Raw genomic sequence first — 21876 nt, 5'->3', positions numbered from 1 at the left:
TACAAAATTTATTTTTAACACCGATATACTCTCTACTAACATAGGCTCTTCATTGATAACATTCTATTCTAAAGAAAGATTAATATCTCTTACACCTACTTTCATTCCTCCTCTTTGAAGGTTATATTTTATAAAAAATGATGATAATCGTACCCGATTCGGGTTTGTTGTTTTTCTTCTTTAATTAAAAAATTATCAAAGTATTTTTCTTTTATTTTTCGATTTATTAATTCAGTATCTAATAGTTTTAAATACTTATTATTAAAAAAACTGCTAAGGATTATGTAATCAATCACATTAACAATTAGAGAAATCTCTTTTTTCTAATGTTGATTACAATACTGATTTATATTTATGACAGTGAAACTATTTTTTCCTCAAAAAATGCTTACTACTTAATTATTTTATACTGTTTCTGGAAGTGAGTGTTGTTCTTTTTCTTTTGATAAAATTTCAATAAGTGATTCTTTTATAATTTCTAAAGCATTGTCAATAATTGTAGGTGTAATTGTTAGCGGTGGTACAATACGAATAACATTATTATAATGTCCTCCTACTTCAAATAAAAGCCCCCTCTGTAAACATGTTTGTCGTAATTCCTTTATTAATTCCGGATACGGTGCTTTCGTAAACGGATCTTTAACAAGCTCTACCCCAATCATTAATCCTTTACCTCTGATATCACCAATTTGCGGAAATACCTCTGCCAATTCTTTTAATCCGTTCATAAAATAGTTCCCCATTTCCTTAGTGTGTGATTTTACATCATATTTATCAACAAAATCGAAAGCTCCATTTGCTGCGGCTAAACTTACCTGATTAGCTCTAAATGTGCCAATATGAGCACCTGGTCCCCATGCTTCTATTTCTTTTTTATAAACTAATGCTGATATTGGAAATCCGACACCTCCTAAACCTTTAGATAAGGTAATTATATCTGGCATTACTCCATAATTCATGCAAGCCAAGAATTCACCAGTTCTAAAAAATCCACTTTGAATTTCATCAAAAATGACCAAAACATCATTTCTATGAGCTACTTCTACCAACTCATTTAAAAAACCTGCTACAGGTGGTACGTTTCCTCCTTCTCCTTGAATAGATTCAACTATAATTGCCGCTGGTTTAGCGATACCTGAGTGTTTATTTTCTAATAAAAATTTTAAACGATCAATTGCATAATTTTTACATGCCAACTCGTCATCGTTAGAAGGACATCTATACTGATACGTAAAAGGTGTAAAATGTACATTCGGAATTAACGATGTTAATGTTTTTCTAAATGCAGTGTCAGCAGTAACTGCCAGAGCCGCCGATGTCATACCATGGTACCCTCCAGAAAATGCTATAATTCCATCTCTTCCCGTTTTTATTTTAGCAAGTTTAATTGCCGCTTCAACAGCATCGGAACCTGTTGGCCCTCCAAAACTTACTTTGTAATCATTTTGCACTGCCTTAGGCAAGTTTTTAATTATTTTTTGTATTGCTGATAATTTATTTTCCGTTGGAAAGTCTAATGCATGAATTAGTTGATCTTGCTGTTCTTTAACATATGAAAGTACTTCTTCATTACAATGCCCTACATTAACTACTCCGCATCCTGCGAATAAATCTATAAACTGATTTCCATCAACATCTTCTATAATAGCACCTTTTGCTCTTTTAATTGCAAAAGGCATACTTTTAGGATAGGAAACCACAGCTCCTTCAATTTCTTTTTGCAACTCTAGTAATTCTTTAGAACGTTCTCCTGGTACATTTTCTACTACAATTTTAGCAGATTCTGATAAGTGAAATTTTGAAAACTTATTTACTGTTTCTTTCATGGTAAAAAAATTAGTTAGTTAATTAATACCTCTTCTAAACTTCAAAAACAATGTTCTTAAAACTTAGTGCGGTTTATTAATAAGGTTTTAGTTTTAATTTAATAATGGAAAATGATGCATTACTACTTATTTTCCTTATTAATATAACAAGAGGAATTTGGGTTTTAGATTGATATTATGAGTTTACTTTATACAAAAACTGCACACATAACGTTTATTCCTAAGAATCCATTCTTACGATGATTTCAATACAATTATTAATATTTAGAGTAGACTTAACTACAACTTATATTTATAATTAGGATTTTAAAAGAATTTTATGTTGAGGGAATACATGGAAACTTATATAGAAATTATTCTATTATTTTTTTATTTAATACTTTTTATAGAGGTGAAAAAAATCATAAATCTGCTTTCTAGGCTATTCGTTAATACCTCTTTATCTACCAAAAAAATGGCATATGAAAGAATCGATCTGTTATTGCGATTCATAAAAAAATAATTGATTGTTTGGGGGATGGGTATGGCTTCGCCGTTCTCAGTTACATGAGTATGCTTTGTTTGTATATATTTTCATTTTAGACTATAATAGTTCTAAAAAGCAACGCAATTTAATAAAAAAAGTACCTTGTACCAAACCAAAAGTTTAAAATATTGTTAAGGATAACAGAAACCCAATCACTCTGAACACTAAGTATTTAAATGGACTATCAATATTTTTAGCAAAAAAAAAGATTAAAAACTTAACCTTAAGTTTCACCAAACTTCGTCATAATTTTTATATGTAATTTTGAAGATTAAATGATAAAATCAAACATTTTAAGAAACGAACAAATCTAAGAATTGCTTCAATTATTAATTTTCCTTTCTAACATTTTTTAAATGAAGCATATCAATTGGATTTATCCCAAGTCCTTTAACTCTCTTTTGCATGAATCGAATAACCTCATCATAATACAAGGGAATAACTGGAGCGTTATCAATAATGATACTGTCCATTTTCTGATACAACTTATATCTTTTTTCTATTTCAACTTCTTGAATGGATAACTCATACAATTTATCGAACTCGGCGTTTTTAAAATGTGTATAATTAGGACCGTTAGGAATGAAATTCTTACTATAAAATAAAGAAAGATAATTCTCGGCATCGGGATAATCAGCAATCCAACTTGCTCTAAAAACAGGAAGCTTTCCTCCTGCCTTTCCTTGACGCAAAGTTGAAGGAGGGATTACATTAACATTAGTTTGAATACCTATCTTTTGAAGTTCTCGCTGAATAAACTCACATAAATCTAAATAATTACTATTGGTAGTGATTGTTACTTCCACCTCTGATTTCCCTGTCTCCTTTTTGTATTTAGCAACAAGTTCTCTTGCTTTTTCAGGTTGATAAGTATATCCTTCTTGTTTATTGAAAGAAGGTAATCCGCTTGGAATAAACCCATTCACTGCAGGAGTACCAATTCCGTTTCTAAGAAACTTAATCATTTTTTCACGATCAAAACCATAATTAATTGCCTTTCGTATATCTACAGAATTAACAGCCAAACTTTTATCTCCATCAAGGTAAATTCCCAAATACTCTGTATTTAAATAGGAGCCAGTTAACATATTCACCTTATCTCTGTACTTCCCCTTTAAACTTCCATCAGTATTTAAAATATCATCTTTATAAGATGCGTCTAAGCTTTTCATAAAATCGATGTTCCCCTGAACAAACTGCAAGAACTCACTTTGTTTATCTGGTAAAAAAGTAATAGCAACTGCCTCTAAATACGGTAGCTTATTTCCTTTTGAATCCTTTTCAAAATAATTTTCATTTCTACGGAAAACCAATTTGGTGTTTTCTATCCATAACTTAAAATAGAACGGGCCTGTTCCTATGGGATTTTCACGAAACTTACTTCCGAATGCATCCACCGCTTCTTTAGGAACTACCGAGCAATATTTCATAGCTAATAAGCCTAAAAAAGGAGGAAAAGGTTTCTTTAAATCTACTGTAAAAACAGAATCGTTTTTAGCCTTAAATTGAGCCACATTTTGTAATACCCAACCTCCAGGAGACGCTACATCTGGATCTAACAAACGATTAAATGAGTACTCGAAATCTGAAGCGTTAACTATTCTGGTTTTATTTTCTCCAAATATTTCATGCTCATGAAAAAACACGTCTTTCCTTAAGCTAAACTCATACGTTTTCCCATCATCAGAAATAGTCCATTCTTTTGCGATGTCTGGTCTAATCTTTAAACTATCATCTAGCTGAACCAATCCATTGAATAGCTGATTAACAGCCCAAATATTTCGTTGATCTTTTGCAAAAGCAGGATCTAACGAGGTTATGTTAGAATGCTCATTATAACGAAAAACATCAATATCAGAATAACTACTTTTTGTTTTCATACATGATGAAAAAATCAATAGTGTACAAACAATTAAAATTAATTTAGATACTCTTTTCACAACACTATCATTCTTACTATTTTTCATGATAAAGTTCCCATTCATAATTCCAGAAACCCGCTTTACTACAATCAATTTAATTTCTTCGCTTATTTTTATAATACTGTTTATTTGCAATGTATATTGTTTTAGAAACCTCAGCAAAAACTACTGAACCACTTTTATCCGTTATCTTTATCTCTTTTACTAAATCTATCTCCTTTTCAATCTTTACGCGTTCCTTTATAGTTTCAATTTCATGATCAGTAAAAACAAAATCAACAAAACCGCTTGAGAAAGCAGGCCGTCTAAACTTTATTGTTGCTTTCTTATCCCAAACCACATATTCCTTCCCTAAAATATTAATCAACTGAATCATAAAAATTGGATCTGTTGCCGAAAATAAACTACCTCCAAAAATAGACCCTACGTAGTTTTTATTTTTGATACTTATGGGAATTTCAACCTTTACGGTTAGCAAATCATCAGAAACAAATTTTATTCTTCCTGTAGATCTTCGATACATGGGTGAAATATTAAATCCATACCTAAATATCGTACTATCTTTGAAGTATTTCTTGAAAAAATTATTCAATCCTGCATACATAAGCTATTTTCTTATAAAATCAATTCGTATTTCGTTTCAGCCAATCCAATATCATCATTTATAAATTGTTTCACAATTTTAAAATGATACTTTTTCAAAATGATTGCCGATGCTATATTTTTATCAACAACATAACCCACAAGCTTTTTTATACCTTTTAATCGGCAATAGGTAATTAATCCTTCACAAATTTCCGAAGCATATCCATTCCTCCAATATTTTTCTAAAAAGCGATACCCTATTTCATCGTCCACACCATCTTTAACCAATGCAAAAGTTCCTACAAAAGCACTGTCTTCTTTTCGTTCAATGCCATAAATCCAAAAATCATTTCCTTTTTCTTTATACTTCCCTATCAACTGCTTAAGTTCAACCTTATGCTCTTCATAACTTTTAACTTCTCCTTCGGCATACTGCATAACTTTAGGATTACTTTGCATCTCATGAAAACTATCCAAATCATGAAGAATCAGTTCTCTAACAATTAATCTTTCTGTTTCAAAAATTATCATAAATTAAGTACTTTTGCATTTTTAAAATTTGCCGTAATCATACTATAGTGACGAATTTACAAACTTTAACCAGTAAAGCGAGTACTTCCCATACATATTATGAAAATTTCGGTTTTTTGTAAACCTTGGATAGAGAAATGAATGTAGATAAAAAAGTAGCTTTTTATACGCTTGGGTGTAAGTTGAATTTTTCTGAAACATCAACAATTGCAAGAAACTTTGTCAATGAAGGTTTCGAACGCGTTGAGTTTGACAACAAAGCTGATGTATATGTTATCAATACTTGTTCTGTAACAGATAATGCAGATAAAAGATTTAAAACCATCGTAAAATCTGCTTTAAAACAAAACGACCAAGCATTTATTATCGGAGTTGGGTGCTATGCCCAATTAAAACCAGAAGAATTAGCTGCTGTTGATGGTGTTGATTTAGTTCTAGGTGCTACTGAAAAGTTTAATGTAACAAGCTATATCAATGATCTTACAAAAAACGAATTTGGTGAAGTTCATTCCTGTGAAATAGAAGACGCAGATTTTTATGTTGGTTCTTATTCTATTGGTGATAGAACAAGAGCATTCCTTAAAGTTCAAGATGGATGTGATTATAAATGTACTTACTGTACCATACCTTTAGCTAGAGGAATATCAAGGAGTGACACCTTAGAAAATGTGTTAAAAAACGCAAAAGAAATTTCTGAAAAAGGTATTAAAGAAATTGTATTAACAGGAGTTAATATTGGTGATTATGGGAAAGGAGAGTTCGGAAACAAAAAACATGAGCATACCTTCTTTGAACTTGTTCAAGCTTTAGATGAAGTAAAAGGAATCCACCGATTACGAATTTCTTCCATAGAACCAAACTTATTAAAAGATGAAACCATTGAGTTTGTTGCTAACTCCAACATATTTGTACCTCACTTTCATATTCCATTGCAATCAGGTAGCGATATTCTTCTGAAAAGAATGAAACGTCGTTATTTAAAAAGAATATACACCAATAGAGTTTCTAAAATTAAAGAAGTAATGCCAAATGCCTGTATCGGTGTTGACGTGATTGTTGGTTTTCCTGGAGAAACGGATGAGTTATTTTTAGAAACTTATAATTATTTAAGTGAACTAGACATTTCGTACCTACATGTATTTACATATTCTGAACGACCTAACACAGAAGCGGTTGATATGAGCGATGTTGTGCCCAAAAATATTCGTTCTAAAAGAAGTAAAATGCTTCGTGGACTTTCCGTTAAAAAACGAAGAGCTTTTTATGAAAGTCAATTAGGTAATACCTTAACAGTTTTATTTGAAAATGAAAATAAAGAAGGATATATTTATGGGTTTACTCAAAACTATGTAAAAGTTAAAACTCCATGGAACCCAGAATTTGTGAATACTTTACAGCAAATTACATTAACGAAAATAGACGAAGATGGAATTGTAAGATTCGATTTTTGTTCATAAAATAAAAAACGAACAATCGTATATTTAAAATTGTTCGTTTCTTGTTTTAATTCTCATTATCAATAAAATATATTTCATTAATTCTTCTCTCTTTTACAATATTCACATTCAATTTTCTTGAAAAATAGTGTATTTTTAAAGTGTTTTATCTAACAAAAAAAATAAACATTATGAAATACATTTTATTCTTTACATTACTATTGGTTCTGTCATGTGACTCACCAAAAAAAGAAAAGAAAAAAGAAATACCCGCTCCCGTTGAAGAAGTTATAAAGGCAACGGAAGAAGAAGATATTAAAGTAGAGAAAACCGTCGTTCCCGTAAAAGATTACTCCAAAGAATTAGTTGTTGTCTTAAAGTATGCTCAGAATAGCGATGAAGCTCTAAGTTTACTAAAAAACAGTAGCCTCCAATGGAAAGACTCTAATTACGACTCTAAAGTAACCAAAATAGGGGTTGTTACACTTCCTGATACAGATCGTCAAACCTGGATTCAACGCTTAAAAGAATCAGGTGCATTCAAATTGGTTTCAAAAAATGAAGAAGGAGCCATTGACAATGCTATTATCGAAGAAGAAAAGATATTGATAACATTGAGTAAAACTGCATGCTTTGGTGATTGTCCTGTATATGAAGTAACCATTGATAAAAACGGGAATCTCGTTTTTAATGGCATTCAATATGTTAAAGAAGAAGGCATACAAACATTTAAGCTATCGGAAAATGAGTTAAAAACGTTAAAAAACAAGCTAGATAAAAAAGACTTTAATAATTTTAAAAACGTTTATGACGATCCAGAGATTATGGATTTAGCTAGCACGTATATTACATACAACAACAAACAAGTAAAAATTCGTCTTTGGAAGGATTTACCTGATGAACTAATAGAAGTTCATGAATACATAGGCGACCTGTTATATAAAAGAAAGTTTTTAGAATAATGACTAAAATTCCTATTTATTTTGTACCTGGCCTTGCAGCTAACACTAAAATCTTCGAGCATATTTCGCTTCCGGAAGAACATTTTGAATTAATATTTTTAGACTGGATATTACCGGCAAACGCAAACGAACCCATTCAAGACTATGCTCAACGAATGTGTAAAAAAATTCAACATGAAAACCCAATACTTGTTGGAGTTTCGTTTGGAGGGATAATGGTACAAGAAATGAGTAAACATATCTCTTTTAATAAAGTTATTATTATTTCAAGTATTAAGAATAATCAAGAGCTTCCTAACAGGCTTAAATTGGCACAAATAACAAAAGCTTATAAACTGTTTCCTTCAAAAATCATTTCAAATATTGAAAAGTATGAACAATACTTTTTTAGTGATTATCTAAAGAAACGAGCCGAATTGTACAAAATATATTTATCTGTAAGAGATAAAACATATTTACAATGGGCTATTTTTAATGTTTTGCATTGGGCACAAAGCGAAACACTTCCTTATATAACTCATATTCATGGTGATAATGACGAAATATTCCCGCTTAAAAACATTAAAGGAGCCCAAATTATTGAACAAGGAACACATATAATGATACTTAACAAAGCAAAAACTATCTCGAAAATTTTAGAAACGGAATGTTTTTTGTTAAATTAGGTCATATAACAGTTAAAAGAGAAAGCAATTATGAATAAAGTATTACGATTATTACCTATAGTAGCCATAACATGTGCTGCAACCCTACTTGTTAATACGATTAGTAAAGAGAATGAACCAACTGTTAAAAATGTAGCTGAAAACTACGAAATCAAAGCGGTAAAACTACCTCCTAACATGAATTTAGCAGGAGAAAAAATACCTATTAAAAGACAGGATATTAGAGAACGGATGGATAGAGAGCTTTTAGTTAACACATACTGGCAATCTAATGGGCTTTTGTTGATTAAAAGAGCGCATAAGTATTTCCCTATAATTGAACCTTTATTGGAAAAGTATGGCTTACCTGATGACTTTAAATATCTTGCTTTAGCCGAAAGCGGTTTAATGAATGTTAAATCATACGCTGGAGCCGCTGGATTTTGGCAATTTTTAAAAGGAACTGCAAGACAATATGGACTTGAGGTAAATAATAATGTTGACGAACGATATCACCTTGAAAAAGCTACTGAAATAGCCGCTAAATATTTAAAAAAATCAAAAAGAAGGTTTGGATCTTGGACCTTAGCAGCTGCCGCATATAATGCCGGAGAGGGAAGGGTGTCAAGACGATTAAAAGAACAGCAAGTATCGGACTATTTCGACTTACTATTAAATGAAGAAACATCGAGATACGTCTTTAGAATTCTTGCTTTAAAAGAGATTATTTCAAATCCAAAAAAATATGGTTTCGTTTTCAATCAAGAAGATTTGTATCAACCAATAAAATCATATGAAGTACCTGTAGATTCGGCCATTACAAATATTCCTAGTTTTGCGAAGCATTTTGGGGTAACCTATAAGGAGCTAAAATTGGCAAATCCTTGGTTGAGAGAAACAAAACTAAATAATAAGAGTAGGAAGCAATATTATATAAAAATTCCTGCGAATCAATAAATACTAATTATAAAGTTTAGACCTTTATACGAATCAATTTGTATATCCTGTAAATGTGTATATGAAGATATATTTATTAAAAGGTCTAAACTTTCTGATATAGAAGGAATTTGAAAATTTAGAATAAACTCCAACAACTATACAAACTTAAAGCTATGAAAAAAATACTTCCTTTCATATATATCATCATAGGTGTATTAATCATTTATGCAACCATTCGTTCTTTTTTACTGGATAAAGATACATATAGGGTGCTATTTGGATTTCATACTGAAAATAAATTTATCTTTCTGGCTATAAGATCCTTGTTTGCGGGATGGTTTTTAGTTGATGGACTCAAAAAATTAAAAGCACTAAAGGAAGATGAATAGTTTAAAGATCTAAAAACATAGTAAAATGAGGACCTACTTTTTCAACTATAAATAAATTACCTGTTACTTTAAAACCTAATTTTTTATAAAAAGTAGTGGCCTCTTTTCTAGCATTGCACCAAACCTGTTTAATTCCTTTATTTTTCAATAAATCAATTGCAGTGTTTATCAAAATTTTTCCTGCTCCTATGCCTCGTACTTCTTCAGAAGTTGCCATACCTCTTAGCTGATATTGATCAGATGAAAACAAATCATTCTTTGATTTCATAAAACTAGCAATCCCTATCAATTTACCATCTTTTAAAACACCAAAATGAAAAGTGTCTCTATCTAAATCTCTGTCAAATTTATAAGGCAAATCTATACCTTCTCTTAAAATTTTCTTTCTTAAAGCATAAGTTTCCTTCGCTTCTATTTTTTCAACGGTAAACTCCATCTTAATCGTATTTAAGCAGTAACTTCACAAAAATAAAACAAACTAAATTAGCAAACTCTATCAAACTTTTTGATTTACTAAAAAAGACGATATGTGTCGCTTAAAATCTAAAAGATTGTATGAGTTTCATAATAACTCAAAGATTTTTTTTATCAATGAACTTAACTTTTACCGCAATTAAAACGGAAGAAATACTAACTATTCTTCCTCTACTTACTGTCATAAACTCAACAACTCCTGAAGAAATATTGAAAGAAAGAGTGCTCAAAATGACAGAATGTTCTAATTACGAATGTGTTGGTGTTTATCATGATGATAGGCTTATTGGAATTTCAGGATTATGGTACAGTATGCGTCATTATTCAGGTATGAGCGTAGAACCAGATCACGTTGTAATTGACGAATCGTATAGAGGTAAAAATATTGGCAAGCAATTTTTTAGTTGGATTTACGAATACACAGAATCGAAAGGATGCGAAGCTATTGAACTAAACACCTATACTGGAAATAGAAAATCGCATAAATTCTATTACAACGAAGGTTTTGAAATCTACGGGTTTCATTTTGTTAAAGTCTACGATAAGAACAATCCATTCCTTAACAATAATGGTGATTAAGCCTTTAAATCAAAAAGAATGTAACAAATACTGTTTCTAAACATTTTTTATAATGAATAAGTTTGCTTTAATAACAGGAGCCAGTCGTGGAATTGGTAAAGCAATTTCACATTATTTCGCGGCTCAAGGGTATTCTCTAATTTTAATTGCTCGTCAACATGATAACCTTATCAAACTTAAATCTGAGCTGCACAAAAACCATCAAATAAACAAAATTAAAATAGTTTCCTTAGATTTCAATATACCGTTGGAAGTCGAATCCAAAATTAACACTATTATGGATCATAATGAAACTATTGACGTTGTTGTAAATAATGCAGGGATATTACTGACTGGTAATACGACACTATCAGCCAAGGAAATAACACAACTAATGAATGTTAACCTGATTTCGAACATGATTATTAGCAATATTGCCGCTGAGAAAATGAAAGAACAGGGATATGGCGAAATTTATAACTTAGGCTCTATGGCTGGCCTAGAACCATCTTCTAAAATAGCTGCATATGCTGCTTCGAAAGCTGCCTTTATTAGTTATAGTGAATCGTTGTATCATGAGTTATTAGCTTTTAATATCCAAGTATGCTGTTTATGCCCAAGTGTAGTTGATACGGATATGACAAATGATGGTCGAATTTCAAATGAATTAAAAATAGAGACTCTAGATTTGACAAAAGCTATTGATTTTGTACGTAGTTTATCTTCTGGTGCTAGTATATCTAAATTCCCCATTCGATGCAAATTAATTGATCTCGAGAAAAAATAAAGCTTTACTTAAAAACAATGTTTAAAAAAATAAAAACCAAAATTACTGATACTATGAAAGTTACAAAAAACGACAAAAAAATTATGTAAAAAATCATAAAAAACCCTTGTAGATTCTAGAAAAGGTTTTATATTTGCAACCGCTTTAAAGCGGGAGTAGCTCAGTTGGTAGAGCGTCAGCCTTCCAAGCTGAATGTCGCCGGTTCGAACCCGGTCTCCCGCTCAAATTTAAAACACATAGCAAGAAATTGCACAAACCTTTACCGCGGGAGTAGCTCAGTTGGTAGAGCGTCAGCCTTCCAAGCTGAATGTCGCCAGTTCGAACCTGGTCTCCCGCTCAAAGCCGAAACATTGTTTCGGCTTTTTTTGTTTTCTAACTATTGTTTATCCTTTAGATCACTTCGTTCATATTCAAAATTGCTCCGTTTAGAGATTTTTTTAGACCAAAACACACAATATACTTACTTTCACACAATTAGAAGGTTTTATTAAATTTAATCATATTCGATTACAAACGTTATTAAGTAAACTAACCAGTACTAACTTAATATTTTAACCCATTATGAAAACCTTCAAACCCTTTCTAATTTGTTTGATATGTCTTTACACATCAATAAATTTTGCTCAAGAGCAATCAAAAAAAGTCGAAATCGGAACTCCTAAAGACATTCTCGATCTCTGTACCTTTAAAAATTCAAAAAACAACCTAAACCGTCAAATTAAATTTAAGTTAACCGATAACCATTCAATTCCTATTTCTTTAAAAGATTACTATTACGAAAATGGTGAAATGTCTTTAAATGGAACCATTGAAAAAAATGAAAAGTCCGTTTTTATTCTTCGAGGGAATCAGAATAATATTTACGGTTATGCCTTAGATCAAACTAAAAGTTACGGCTATGAATACACTACTAACAAAACGGGAAAAGTAACCGTTCAAAAAGTTCCTTCTCATAAATTAGTTTCAGTTTGTAATTTTAATAACCCCCAGCATCAACATCATGAACATTCTAAAGAACATATTGGGAATTACCCAGGAACAGATGTAAGAAAGCTTCAAAGCTTACCAGGAGCTCCTAAGGTAATGTATATTGATTTAAGAGAGATAATGAATGGTGCCAACCCCAAATATGGTTCTAAGGAAGACATTTGGAAGGTTTATCAATGTTTAGCTTCCGCCCTTTCGGCATTTAATGTTAATGTAACTACTGACCATTCTTTATATACAGCTACTCCAGTTGTAAACTCTGGAATTGCTCAAATGAAAAGCCAAACAGGACGCTCCTATGCCTATCTAAACTCTTTTGGTACATCAAGACCTTCTATCATTTACAGAGAAACAAATCCTAAATTCTATGGACTTACTCTTGCGCATGAAGTTGGACATCAATTAGGGCTAAGTCATGATAGAGGAACTCCAGGTGGAGAGTACTATCAAGGATTACCTGAGTTTCAATGGGTGCCAATTATGGGTAATTATTATTTCTCAAGCTCTTGGGGAAATCCATTATTTCAATACAGCAAAGGAGAATATAACACTGCGACAAACAAAGAAAATGATTTAACTCTTATAAGAAGATATCTTTCATATCGTCAAGATGATAATTCACAAGGAAAAGCCTTACAAATATCTAATGGAACTGTAAACCAAGAAAAAAACAAAGGCTTAATAGAAACAAATTCAGATACTGATCGATTTAATTTCTCAATCGGAAGTTCAGGAGGAAAAATAAACCTTTCCATTAAACCAATAGAATATATAACGTTTTTAGATATCAATGCTCGAATTGAAAACTCAAATGGAGCTACCGTTGCACAAAGCAACCCCAAAAGAGACCGTAAAGCGAACTTTAATCAAAATCTTCCATCAGGCAACTATACTTTAATTATTGAAAGCGGTTCGGAAGGAACACCTAGTAACGGTTTTTCTCGCTACTCATCTTTAGGTTGGTATGGTATTTCTGGTTCAATTACCGGAACTTCAAATGGAACTAATCCAACGATAACTTTCAGTACTCCTACAAACAATCAAGTAATAACCTTAGATCAATTGAAACCTGTTTCCATTCAAATTAATGTCACTAATACAGGTAGTAGTTCATATTCATCTACGATTAACGTCGATAATCAAAACTTCAATGGTACGTCCGCTTCATGGACACCTTCTAAATATGGTAATTTCACTATTAAAGGAACTGCCACTACTACAACAGGAAAAACTGGAAGTTCTACCATTAATATTACGATTAAAGAGCCAAACAATAATCCTCCATCCATAACAATTATTAGCCCTAACAATGGTCAAGTTTTTGAGCAAACAACTTTCCAGCCAATAACTATTAGCTGCAATATTAGTGATCCTGATGGTGATTCTACAACCACTGAAATCAATGTTGGTGGACAAACTTTTAATTCAAGTACAGCGCAATGGACTCCTAGTAATTATGGTAATTTTACAATTAGGTTTAGAACCACAGATTCTAAGGGGGCTTCTTCCGAAAAAACGGTTCAAATTCAAGTTAAAAACCCAAGTACGGGAAGTGTTTGTGACAATATTGAAGAATGGAAGACCTCAAAAACTTATAAAATAAGAGATAAAGTTGTTTATCAGAACACACTTTATGAAGCTATATGGTGGAGTAGATATGCTTTTCCCAATATATACACTCAAGTTTGGAAAAGAATAGGTAGCTGCAACGCCGCTTTAATTGCAACAACTTTGGTCGGTAACCCCATAAATAATAGTTTATCACTTCGTAACAGAGTTGGCTCTATTAAAATTTATAATCAGTCTGGAAATTATATTGATGATATCAAACATGACGATAAAGATATTCGTCATTATCAACCAGGGGTTTATTTCATTCGAATAGGGTACAAAGGCCAAACCAAAATGATAAAATTTATTAAAAAATAATATGTTTATCCATAATTGACCATAAATCGTAGGTGTCAAATGACACCCAATATGTTGATTATGAAAATAACGGACAATCAATAAAAGTAATTATTGAGTCCATTAAAAAAAGCTCAAGAATTAAATCTTGAGCTTTTATTTTGTTATCATCCTTAGCCGATAACATGAATCTCCTTAAAATCCTTCGGAATACCTAAAATAGTATCATTCTCCGAACTCTGAATACTTCTTAAATCTACAATTACGTTATCTACTTCTACCTCTCTTATCGTAAAAGGTAAACCTATAAACTCAAATTCTATCGTATCGTATTCCGTAATAAAAGTACCATCTTTATGCTGTTGAATAATTACCTCTTTTTCTTTCCCTGTAATGGTAAAAGTTCTTAAACAATACCTCCCTTTCATATAATCATAACCATCTTGGGCATCTTCATAAACTTTAGATACTTCTTTTTCTTCTAGTTTAAAATAGGCTTCAATTTTTAACACTTCAATTGTTTTTTCTCCTACATATTGCTGAACAGGATATTTAGGTATTAAAGCTCCTTCTTTTATAAACATTGGAATAATATCAATATCAGCATCAACCCAATGTTCCATTCCACCAGAAATATACTCTTTGGTCCAATAGTTATACCAGTTCCCTCTCGGGATATACATTCTTCTTCCTTTCGAATTAGGTTCTTGAACTGGACATACTAAAATTTGATTTCCAAAAACAAATTCGTCTGTTCTATAATGAGTTTGCAAATCATATTGATCGAATAGTACCAAAGGTTTAAGCATCGGAATTCCATACTCAGCATATTCCCAAAACATAGTATATAAATAAGGAAGTAATTGGTAACGTAATTCAACATATTTTTTTGTAACAGCGATTACCTCTTCTCCAAATGTCCATGGTTCTTGATTTCCATGATCTCCAGAAGAATGTGTCCTGCAAAATGGATGAAACACTCCTAATTGAATCCATCGTGTATACAATTCACCCGTTGGATGCTCAGCAAACCCTCCAATATCGCTTCCTGTAAAAGACATTCCACTCATACTCATACGCTGAGCTTGAATATTTGCGATCCATAAATGCTCCCATGAAGCAACGTTATCACCTGTCCAAGAAGACGTGTATCGTTGTGCGCCAGAATAAGCTGAACGAGTTATAATAAAAGGTCTTTTGGGATATGAATATTTCTTAACGCCTTCATAAGTTGCCCTAGCCATTTGAGTACCATAAATATTATGTGCCTTTCTATGGCTGCAAAAGTTTCCATCGTAATTATGGCGAACATCGTTTGGAAATGTTTTAGAAGGCACCTCCATTACCGCAGGCTCATTCATATCGTTCCACACTCCTTTTACTCCAATATCATCGATAATTTCTTTAAATAAACCAGACCACCATTTTCTCACTTCTGGATTCGTAAAATCAGGAAAATAACATTCTCCAGGCCATACTTTCCCTCTCATATAAGGGCCATCGGCTCTCTTACAAAAGTAATCTTTATCCAAAGCCTCCTTGTAAACCCAATAATCATCATCAATTTTTATTCCTGGATCTATAATAACTACAGTTTTGAACCCATCTTCCTCCAACTCAGAAACCATTTTTTTTGGATCAGGAAAATAATCTTTGTTCCAAGTGAAACATCTAAATCCATCCATATAATCAATATCCAAATAAATCGCATCGCAAGGAATTTGTAACTCCCTAAATTTTTGAGTGACTTCTCTCACCTTTGATTCTGGATAATAGCTCCATTTGCATTGATGATACCCCAAAGCCCATAGCGGAGGTAGTTCCGGTTTTCCCGTTAAATCGGTATATCTTGTAATAACATCTTGCATGTCTGGCCCATAAAAGAAATAATAATTCATTTCTCCTCCATGCGCCCAAAAACTAGTAACGTTTCTTCGTTCGTTACAAAAGTCAAAAAATGTTTTAAAAGTATTATCAAAGAAAACGCCATAGGCTCTTTCTTCATACATTCCAATATAAAAAGGCACACTTTTATACAAAGGATCCTGATCTTTACCAAAAGCATACTGATCGGTAGCCCAATTTTCAACACGTTTCCCTTTTAAATTTAAGTGCATTGCTTTATCTCCTAGCCCATAATAACATTCTCCTTGAGGTGCGGATTTACTCATTTTTACAATATTTCCTCCGTACTCATAGCTTTGTTCCCAATGGAACCCCCAATCATCATTACAAATTACATTTCCCAAAGTATCGTAAATCGAAGTTCTTAAATCTGATTTACTTATTTCAATAATTACTTTAATCGTAATTATTTTATAATGATTCTCGTGCTCTTCGACGTCTAACTTGCTGTAACCTCTAGCTCCTTCATTACTTATGGCATATGAAAAATCATTTTCAAAATTATTATCAGTAGCGTATCTAAACCTTATAACACTTCCACGAAGTACGGTAACTTGAAGAATAACTCCATTTTCAGTTTTAAAGTAGATTTTATCAACGTCCTGTTCAAAGGAACGTATTTTACCAGGAAAAAGATTTCCTTTGTTTTCAAGCTGCGTGTTAACAATCATACGATTTAAGTTTAGTTGATTTTCTCTTTTAAGTGAGATTAAATCATTCGCGTACTTGTGCGAATTTCTTTTTATTTTTTATTAATTCTCTATTGTAAAAATTGTTGTGCTCAAAGGTGGTAATGTAACCTCGCACGAATATTTTCTACCATTCCATTCTGAAGTATCCGTAAGAACTTTCTCATTTACATAATTTCCAGTTCCTCCGTATTTCTTTTCATCACTATTTAATACTTCTACCAGTGTACCTTTTCTAGGTACTCCAATTCGATAGATATCACGAGGTACGGGAGTCATATTACAAACGACCATTAAAGAATCATTTTCTGATTGTCCTTTTCGTAAATAACTTATTACTGAATTTTCATAATCATCATAAGCTATCCATTCAAATCCATCGCTTTCAAACTGCTTTTGATAAAGTGCAGGATACTTTCGATACAAACTATTAAGATCTATAATTAACTGTTGAATTCCCTTATGAAAATCATATTCCAAAACATACCAATCCAAGCTATTTCTGAAATTCCATTCTGTATGTTGACCAAATTCACCTCCCATAAATAATAATTTACTTCCAGGGTGGGTAAACATATAACTATACAACACTCTAAGGTTTGCAAATTTTTGCCATTCATCACCTGGCATTCTTCCTATAATACTATTTTTACCATGTACCACTTCATCATGAGATAATGGTAACATAAAATTCTCAGAAAACGCATAAGTCATACTAAAGGTTAAATCGTTTTGATGACTTTTACGATATATAGGTAGTTTTCCAAAATATTGCAAAGAATCGTGCATCCAACCCATCATCCATTTTTTTCCGAATCCAAGCCCTCCTATAGACGTTGGTTTTGAAACTTTAGGAAAGGCTGTGGATTCCTCCGCGATAGTCTGCACATCAGGAAATGATCCATATACCTCTTCATTTAACTCTTTCAAAAAATCTATCGCCTCCAAATATTCATTTCCTCCCATCATATTTGGCTCCCATTCACCATAATTCCGTGAATAATCGAGAAAAATCATGGAAGCAACGGCATCTACCCTTAAGCCGTCAATATGATATTGATCTAACCAAAAAATAGCATTGCTAATAAGGAAACTTTTTACTTCATTTCTTCCATAATTAAAGATTAAACTTTTCCAATCGGGATGGTAACCTTTCCTTCTATCAGGATGTTCATACAAATGTGAACCGTCAAAAAAACCTAGACCATGATTATCTTCAGGAAAATGAGAGGGAACCCAATCCAATATAACCCCTATATCGTTTTGATGAAATTTATCAATTAGAAGTTTAAACTCCTCTGGATATCCGTATCGGGAAGTTGGTGCAAAATATCCTGTAATTTGATATCCCCAAGAAGGATCATAAGGATACTCCATAATGGGCATAAACTCAACATGGGTAAACTTCATTTTTTTTACATAAGTAACGAGCTCATCTGCCAATTCAACATACGACAAGGACCTGTTTTTGTCGTTAAACTTTTTCTTCCAGGAACCTAAATGGACTTCATATACAGAAAAAGGAGCATCAAGGGCATTCTTTTCCTTGCGCATTTTCATCCATTTGGTATCTTCCCATTCATATGAATCATACCACACAACCGATGCGGTTTTTGGTGGATGCTCAAATCGCCTAGCATAGGGATCCGTTTTTTCTGTTACAATGTTATTGTTATGAGAATGGATTTTATATTTATACAAACTTCCTTTTCCAACATTAGGTATGAATCCCTCCCAAATACCAGATTCATCCCATCGAACATTTAATAAATGTTCATTATCCGACCAATAATTAAAATCTCCAACGACATATACTTCTTTCGCCGAAGGGGCCCAAACGGCGAAGTAGGTACCCATAACGCCATCGATGGTTGCGGCATGCGAGCCCAATTTTTCGTATAAACGGTAATGTTTTCCTTGTTTGAATAATCCGATATCAAATTCTGTAAATAAACTATGTGGTATAACTTTACTCATATAATAGTATTGCTCACTAAGTGAGGTTTAAAACTTCAACTTTTCATGAAGCTTCTAAGTTTAGCTCTTTAATTGTGCTTTTAAAATTGCAAACTCTCGATCTATTGCAAAACAAAACCATCTTCTATAACGGCTTCACGCTTAATTACCACAATTCCTTCTTTGATTACATAAGAATCCTTATCTGTATCGTCAAGATGCTTTCCTCCCTTAATAATAACATTGTTTCCGATTCTCGCATCTTTGTCGATAATAACATTTTCTACTATACAATTATCTCCAACACCTATTTTCGGAGTTTCATTTTGTTCGTTATTCTCCATTAATTCTTTTTCTTGATATTGATTCGCACCAATCATATAGGTATTTTTGATTTCACATCCTTTACCTATTCTTGATCGAATTCCGATAACACAAGTATCAATTGTTTTTGCATTGATAATACACCCATCAGCTATTACGGATTTATTTAGAAGTGTTCCGTAAATTTTTGAAGGCGGTAATATTCTTGGACGAGTGAGTATACTCTTCGCTTGATTGAATAAATTAAATTTAGGAACTTCTTTTGTTAAATCTATATTTGCTTCAAAGAAAGACCCAATGGTTCCTATATCTGTCCAATATCCTTTATATTGATATGCCAGCACCTTATTTTTTCCAATGGAATTAGGTATTATTTCCTTACCAAAATCGGTAGTACTTGTATCTGACATTATTTCAACAAGTAAATCTCTGTTGAATATATATATTCCCATCGAAGCCAAATAATGTCGCCCTTCTTTATTCATCTGAGCATCTACTTCAGATTCCCAACCTTTTAATTCATCTTCTGAAGGTTTTTCTATAAACGAAGAAATAAAACTATCACTATCTGTTTTTAAAATACCAAATTCTGTACCTTCTTTGAACGTAACTGGTAATGTTGCAACACTAATTTCTGCCTTCTTTTCAATATGCTGCTCTAACATTCTATTGAAATCCATTTGATACAATTGATCTCCTGAAAGAATGAGGGCATATTCGAATTCATGATTTAAAACATGATGCATTGATTGTCTTACCGCATCGGCCGTTCCTTGAAACCATGTTTTATTATCTGGTGTCTGCTCAGCGGCCATTATATCTACAAAAGCTTCACTAAAGCTACTAAATGAGTATGTATTCTTAATATGTCTGTTGAGAGAAGCCGAATTGAATTGCGTCAACACAAACATTCTTTTTATATCACAATGTATGCAGTTTGAAATAGGAATATCAACTAACCTGTATTTACCAGCCATAGAAACTGAAGGTTTCGAACGTTTGTCTGTAAGAGGAGATAATCGAGACCCTTGTCCACCTCCCAATATAATTGCGAGAACTTTTTTGTTAATCATTATAGTTTGGTTCTTTTTTGGTTAGATTGATTTGTATAGATCTACATATTCTTTGGCTGACTTATCCCAAGAATTATCTATTTTCATTATTTGCTTCTGTATTTTTCTGAAACTCTTTTGATCTTTAAAAAGTTCTATGGCTCTACCAATCGAATAGCTAATATCCCATATAGTAGCTTGATTATGACAAATACCAAACCCACCATCTCCTATATCTACAACGGTATCTTTTAAACCTCCAGTTCTTCGAACAATAGGTATTGTTCCATATCGTAATGAATACATTTGATTTAATCCACAAGGCTCGACTCTCGACGGCATTAATAAGAAGTCAGCTCCAGCGTATATTAAATGAGAAAGTTCTTCGTCATACCCTATATACGCATTAAAATGTTCTTTAAATTCTTCTTTTAACTCCAAAATCTGTGCTTCAATCTCTTCGTTTCCTGAACCTAGTACAAAAATATTAAGCTCTTTAGTTTTTAAAAGAGTTTCGCGGATAACATCGGCCAACAAATCTGCAGACTTTTCATAAACAAGTCTGCCTATAAAACCAAATAAAGGTAATTCTGGATCTAATCCATATTTTTTACAAAGCGCCGTTTTGTTAGCCTTTTTTCCAGAAATAACATTACCTACTCTATAATTTTTAGATATTGAACCGTCTGTCTCGGGGTTCCAAACGGCAGTATCTATTCCATTCAAAATTCCATGAAACTTATCACTCTCTGATGATAGCAAACCTTCTAAACCAGCTGCATTCTTTTTTAGCTCTTCCATATAAGAAGGAGACACCGTATTAACTTTAGTAGCACATTTAATTCCAGCTGCTAAAGGATTCACAGAACCATACCAATCAAGTAATCCTACATTATTAAAATCAAATTGAGGTAATAAGTTTAAACTATCATGTGCAAATTGTCCCTGGTATTGTGCATTATGAATTGTTAAAACAGTTGGGGTATTTTCAAGGCATTTGTATTCTGAACAGTGCTTTATAAAAAAAGGTATAAGCGATGTATGATGATCATGACAATGGATTACATCAAATGTTAAATCTTCACTCTTTATCCAATCTAATACCGCCTTCTGAAACCCAATGTATCGTTGCGTTTCATTGATATATCCATAAACATTCTCAGTATCCAATAAATCTTTAATTTGAATTAGATAGACTGAATATGAAATATCCTTGGGTTTGAATTTATAAACTACGTATTGATAACTTATACCATTTAAATCAATAGCACCTTTTTTAATTTCTACAATTTTTTTCTTTTTTAAATACGAGTTTTCGTAAAAAGGCATAACGACAAAAGACTCTACATCAAAATTAGATTGATATTTGGGTAATGAGCCAACAACATCGGCTAAACCACCAACTTTCGCTATAGGGTGGCATTCGAAACTAGTGTGAAGTATTTTCATTTTTGGGGATTAAAGTTCTCCCATAAA

17 protein-coding genes and 2 tRNA genes are annotated in these 21876 nt (G+C 32.2%); 10 read left to right on the top strand and 9 right to left on the bottom strand.

The genetic code is table 11. The features are described 5' to 3' along the window. Window positions 1-404: 404 nt before the first annotated feature. The 4 genes from BLW23_RS00120 to BLW23_RS00105 form a co-directional block, all read right to left on the bottom strand. Window positions 405-1826, bottom strand: coding sequence for an aspartate aminotransferase family protein (locus BLW23_RS00120; protein ID WP_093667229.1), 1422 nt, complete (start codon window positions 1824-1826; stop codon window positions 405-407). A gap of 855 nt (window positions 1827-2681) precedes the next feature. Beyond that, a complete protein-coding gene (locus BLW23_RS00115) occupies window positions 2682-4319 on the bottom strand; it encodes an ABC transporter substrate-binding protein (protein ID WP_093668391.1) in 1638 nt (545 codons plus the stop codon). 49 nt (window positions 4320-4368) lie between these two features. Next, the gene (locus BLW23_RS00110; RefSeq protein ID WP_093667228.1) at window positions 4369-4878 is read right to left on the bottom strand and encodes a DUF4442 domain-containing protein; all 510 of its coding nucleotides are present in this window, start codon (window positions 4876-4878) and stop codon (window positions 4369-4371) included. An 11-nt stretch (window positions 4879-4889) separates the two neighbouring features. Beyond that, a complete protein-coding gene (locus BLW23_RS00105) occupies window positions 4890-5390 on the bottom strand; it encodes a GNAT family N-acetyltransferase (RefSeq protein WP_093667227.1) in 501 nt (166 codons plus the stop codon). A 137-nt stretch (window positions 5391-5527) separates the two neighbouring features. On the opposite strand from BLW23_RS00105, the gene mtaB reads away from it, so the two are divergent. The 5 genes from mtaB (at window position 5528) to BLW23_RS00080 (ending at window position 9760) form a co-directional block, all read left to right on the top strand. Beyond that, on the top strand, window positions 5528-6847 hold the full coding sequence (gene mtaB, locus BLW23_RS00100) for a tRNA (N(6)-L-threonylcarbamoyladenosine(37)-C(2))-methylthiotransferase MtaB (RefSeq protein WP_093667226.1): 1320 nt from the start codon (window positions 5528-5530) through the stop codon (window positions 6845-6847). Window positions 6848-7017: 170 nt separating this feature from the next. Further along, window positions 7018-7788: a DUF6438 domain-containing protein gene (locus tag BLW23_RS00095; protein WP_093667225.1), complete on the top strand. Its 771-nt coding sequence runs from the start codon at window positions 7018-7020 to the stop codon at window positions 7786-7788. Continuing rightward, window positions 7788-8453 (top strand): alpha/beta hydrolase family protein, encoded by a 666-nt coding sequence (locus tag BLW23_RS00090; protein ID WP_093667224.1) that lies wholly within the window; start codon window positions 7788-7790, stop codon window positions 8451-8453. The genes BLW23_RS00095 and BLW23_RS00090 overlap by 1 nt, the downstream gene beginning before the upstream one ends. 30 nt (window positions 8454-8483) lie before the next feature. Next, window positions 8484-9389, top strand: a complete 906-nt coding sequence (locus tag BLW23_RS00085; protein WP_093667223.1) for a lytic transglycosylase domain-containing protein — start codon at window positions 8484-8486, stop codon at window positions 9387-9389. A gap of 155 nt (window positions 9390-9544) precedes the next feature. Beyond that, window positions 9545-9760, top strand: a complete 216-nt coding sequence (locus tag BLW23_RS00080) for a hypothetical protein (protein ID WP_093667222.1) — start codon at window positions 9545-9547, stop codon at window positions 9758-9760. 1 nt (window position 9761) lies between these two features. On the opposite strand, the gene BLW23_RS00075 is transcribed toward BLW23_RS00080, so the two are convergent. After that, window positions 9762-10196 (bottom strand): GNAT family N-acetyltransferase, encoded by a 435-nt coding sequence (locus BLW23_RS00075; protein WP_093667221.1) that lies wholly within the window; start codon window positions 10194-10196, stop codon window positions 9762-9764. Window positions 10197-10351: 155 nt separating this feature from the next. Here BLW23_RS00075 and BLW23_RS00070 point away from each other — a divergent pair, with 155 nt between their 5' ends. From BLW23_RS00070 to BLW23_RS00050, 5 genes are all read left to right on the top strand, one after another. Next, window positions 10352-10813, top strand: coding sequence for a GNAT family N-acetyltransferase (locus tag BLW23_RS00070; RefSeq protein WP_093667220.1), 462 nt, complete (start codon window positions 10352-10354; stop codon window positions 10811-10813). 52 nt (window positions 10814-10865) lie between these two features. Beyond that, complete coding sequence (locus BLW23_RS00065) at window positions 10866-11579, top strand: SDR family NAD(P)-dependent oxidoreductase (RefSeq protein ID WP_093667219.1); 714 nt, start codon at window positions 10866-10868, stop codon at window positions 11577-11579. A gap of 149 nt (window positions 11580-11728) precedes the next feature. Next, window positions 11729-11801 (top strand) — tRNA-Gly (locus tag BLW23_RS00060). 42 nt (window positions 11802-11843) lie between these two features. Next, window positions 11844-11916: transfer RNA gene (locus BLW23_RS00055), tRNA-Gly, on the top strand. Between the two features lie 254 nt (window positions 11917-12170). Beyond that, the gene (locus BLW23_RS00050) at window positions 12171-14495 is read left to right on the top strand and encodes a T9SS type A sorting domain-containing protein (RefSeq protein ID WP_176829717.1); all 2325 of its coding nucleotides are present in this window, start codon (window positions 12171-12173) and stop codon (window positions 14493-14495) included. Between the two features lie 152 nt (window positions 14496-14647). On the opposite strand, the gene BLW23_RS00045 is transcribed toward BLW23_RS00050, so the two are convergent. From BLW23_RS00045 to BLW23_RS00030, 4 genes are all read right to left on the bottom strand, one after another. After that, window positions 14648-17050: a glycoside hydrolase family 31 protein gene (locus tag BLW23_RS00045; RefSeq protein ID WP_093667217.1), complete on the bottom strand. Its 2403-nt coding sequence runs from the start codon at window positions 17048-17050 to the stop codon at window positions 14648-14650. A gap of 81 nt (window positions 17051-17131) precedes the next feature. Continuing rightward, window positions 17132-19045 carry a 1,4-alpha-glucan branching protein GlgB gene (gene glgB / locus BLW23_RS00040; protein WP_093667216.1) on the bottom strand — a complete coding sequence of 638 codons (1914 nt, stop codon included), beginning with the start codon at window positions 19043-19045 and terminating at the stop codon, window positions 17132-17134. Window positions 19046-19146: 101 nt separating this feature from the next. Beyond that, the gene (locus BLW23_RS00035) at window positions 19147-20421 is read right to left on the bottom strand and encodes a glucose-1-phosphate adenylyltransferase (protein WP_093667215.1); all 1275 of its coding nucleotides are present in this window, start codon (window positions 20419-20421) and stop codon (window positions 19147-19149) included. A gap of 21 nt (window positions 20422-20442) precedes the next feature. After that, window positions 20443-21849, bottom strand: a complete 1407-nt coding sequence (locus BLW23_RS00030) for a glycogen synthase (RefSeq protein WP_093667214.1) — start codon at window positions 21847-21849, stop codon at window positions 20443-20445. Between the last annotated feature and the right edge of the window lie 27 nt (window positions 21850-21876).

It is taken from the genome of Tenacibaculum sp. MAR_2009_124 (genome assembly GCF_900105455.1).
GTDB lineage: Bacteria > Bacteroidota > Bacteroidia > Flavobacteriales > Flavobacteriaceae > Polaribacter.
Note: the sequence above shows the minus strand (reverse complement) of the source record. Positions and strands in the feature narration are given on the sequence as shown.

Coding starts and splice junctions, on each gene's coding strand:
- BLW23_RS00120 (WP_093667229.1), bottom strand. CDS start 1,826: ATGAAAGAAACAGTAAATAAGTTTTCAAAATTTCACTTATCAGAATCT.
- BLW23_RS00115 (WP_093668391.1), bottom strand. CDS start 4,319: ATGAAAAATAGTAAGAATGATAGTGTTGTGAAAAGAGTATCTAAATTA.
- BLW23_RS00110 (WP_093667228.1), bottom strand. CDS start 4,878: ATGTATGCAGGATTGAATAATTTTTTCAAGAAATACTTCAAAGATAGT.
- BLW23_RS00105 (WP_093667227.1), bottom strand. CDS start 5,390: ATGATAATTTTTGAAACAGAAAGATTAATTGTTAGAGAACTGATTCTT.
- mtaB (WP_093667226.1), top strand. CDS start 5,528: ATGAATGTAGATAAAAAAGTAGCTTTTTATACGCTTGGGTGTAAGTTG.
- BLW23_RS00095 (WP_093667225.1), top strand. CDS start 7,018: ATGAAATACATTTTATTCTTTACATTACTATTGGTTCTGTCATGTGAC.
- BLW23_RS00090 (WP_093667224.1), top strand. CDS start 7,788: ATGACTAAAATTCCTATTTATTTTGTACCTGGCCTTGCAGCTAACACT.
- BLW23_RS00085 (WP_093667223.1), top strand. CDS start 8,484: ATGAATAAAGTATTACGATTATTACCTATAGTAGCCATAACATGTGCT.
- BLW23_RS00080 (WP_093667222.1), top strand. CDS start 9,545: ATGAAAAAAATACTTCCTTTCATATATATCATCATAGGTGTATTAATC.
- BLW23_RS00075 (WP_093667221.1), bottom strand. CDS start 10,196: ATGGAGTTTACCGTTGAAAAAATAGAAGCGAAGGAAACTTATGCTTTA.
- BLW23_RS00070 (WP_093667220.1), top strand. CDS start 10,352: ATGAACTTAACTTTTACCGCAATTAAAACGGAAGAAATACTAACTATT.
- BLW23_RS00065 (WP_093667219.1), top strand. CDS start 10,866: ATGAATAAGTTTGCTTTAATAACAGGAGCCAGTCGTGGAATTGGTAAA.
- BLW23_RS00045 (WP_093667217.1), bottom strand. CDS start 17,050: ATGATTGTTAACACGCAGCTTGAAAACAAAGGAAATCTTTTTCCTGGT.
- glgB (WP_093667216.1), bottom strand. CDS start 19,045: ATGAGTAAAGTTATACCACATAGTTTATTTACAGAATTTGATATCGGA.
- BLW23_RS00035 (WP_093667215.1), bottom strand. CDS start 20,421: ATGATTAACAAAAAAGTTCTCGCAATTATATTGGGAGGTGGACAAGGG.
- BLW23_RS00030 (WP_093667214.1), bottom strand. CDS start 21,849: ATGAAAATACTTCACACTAGTTTCGAATGCCACCCTATAGCGAAAGTT.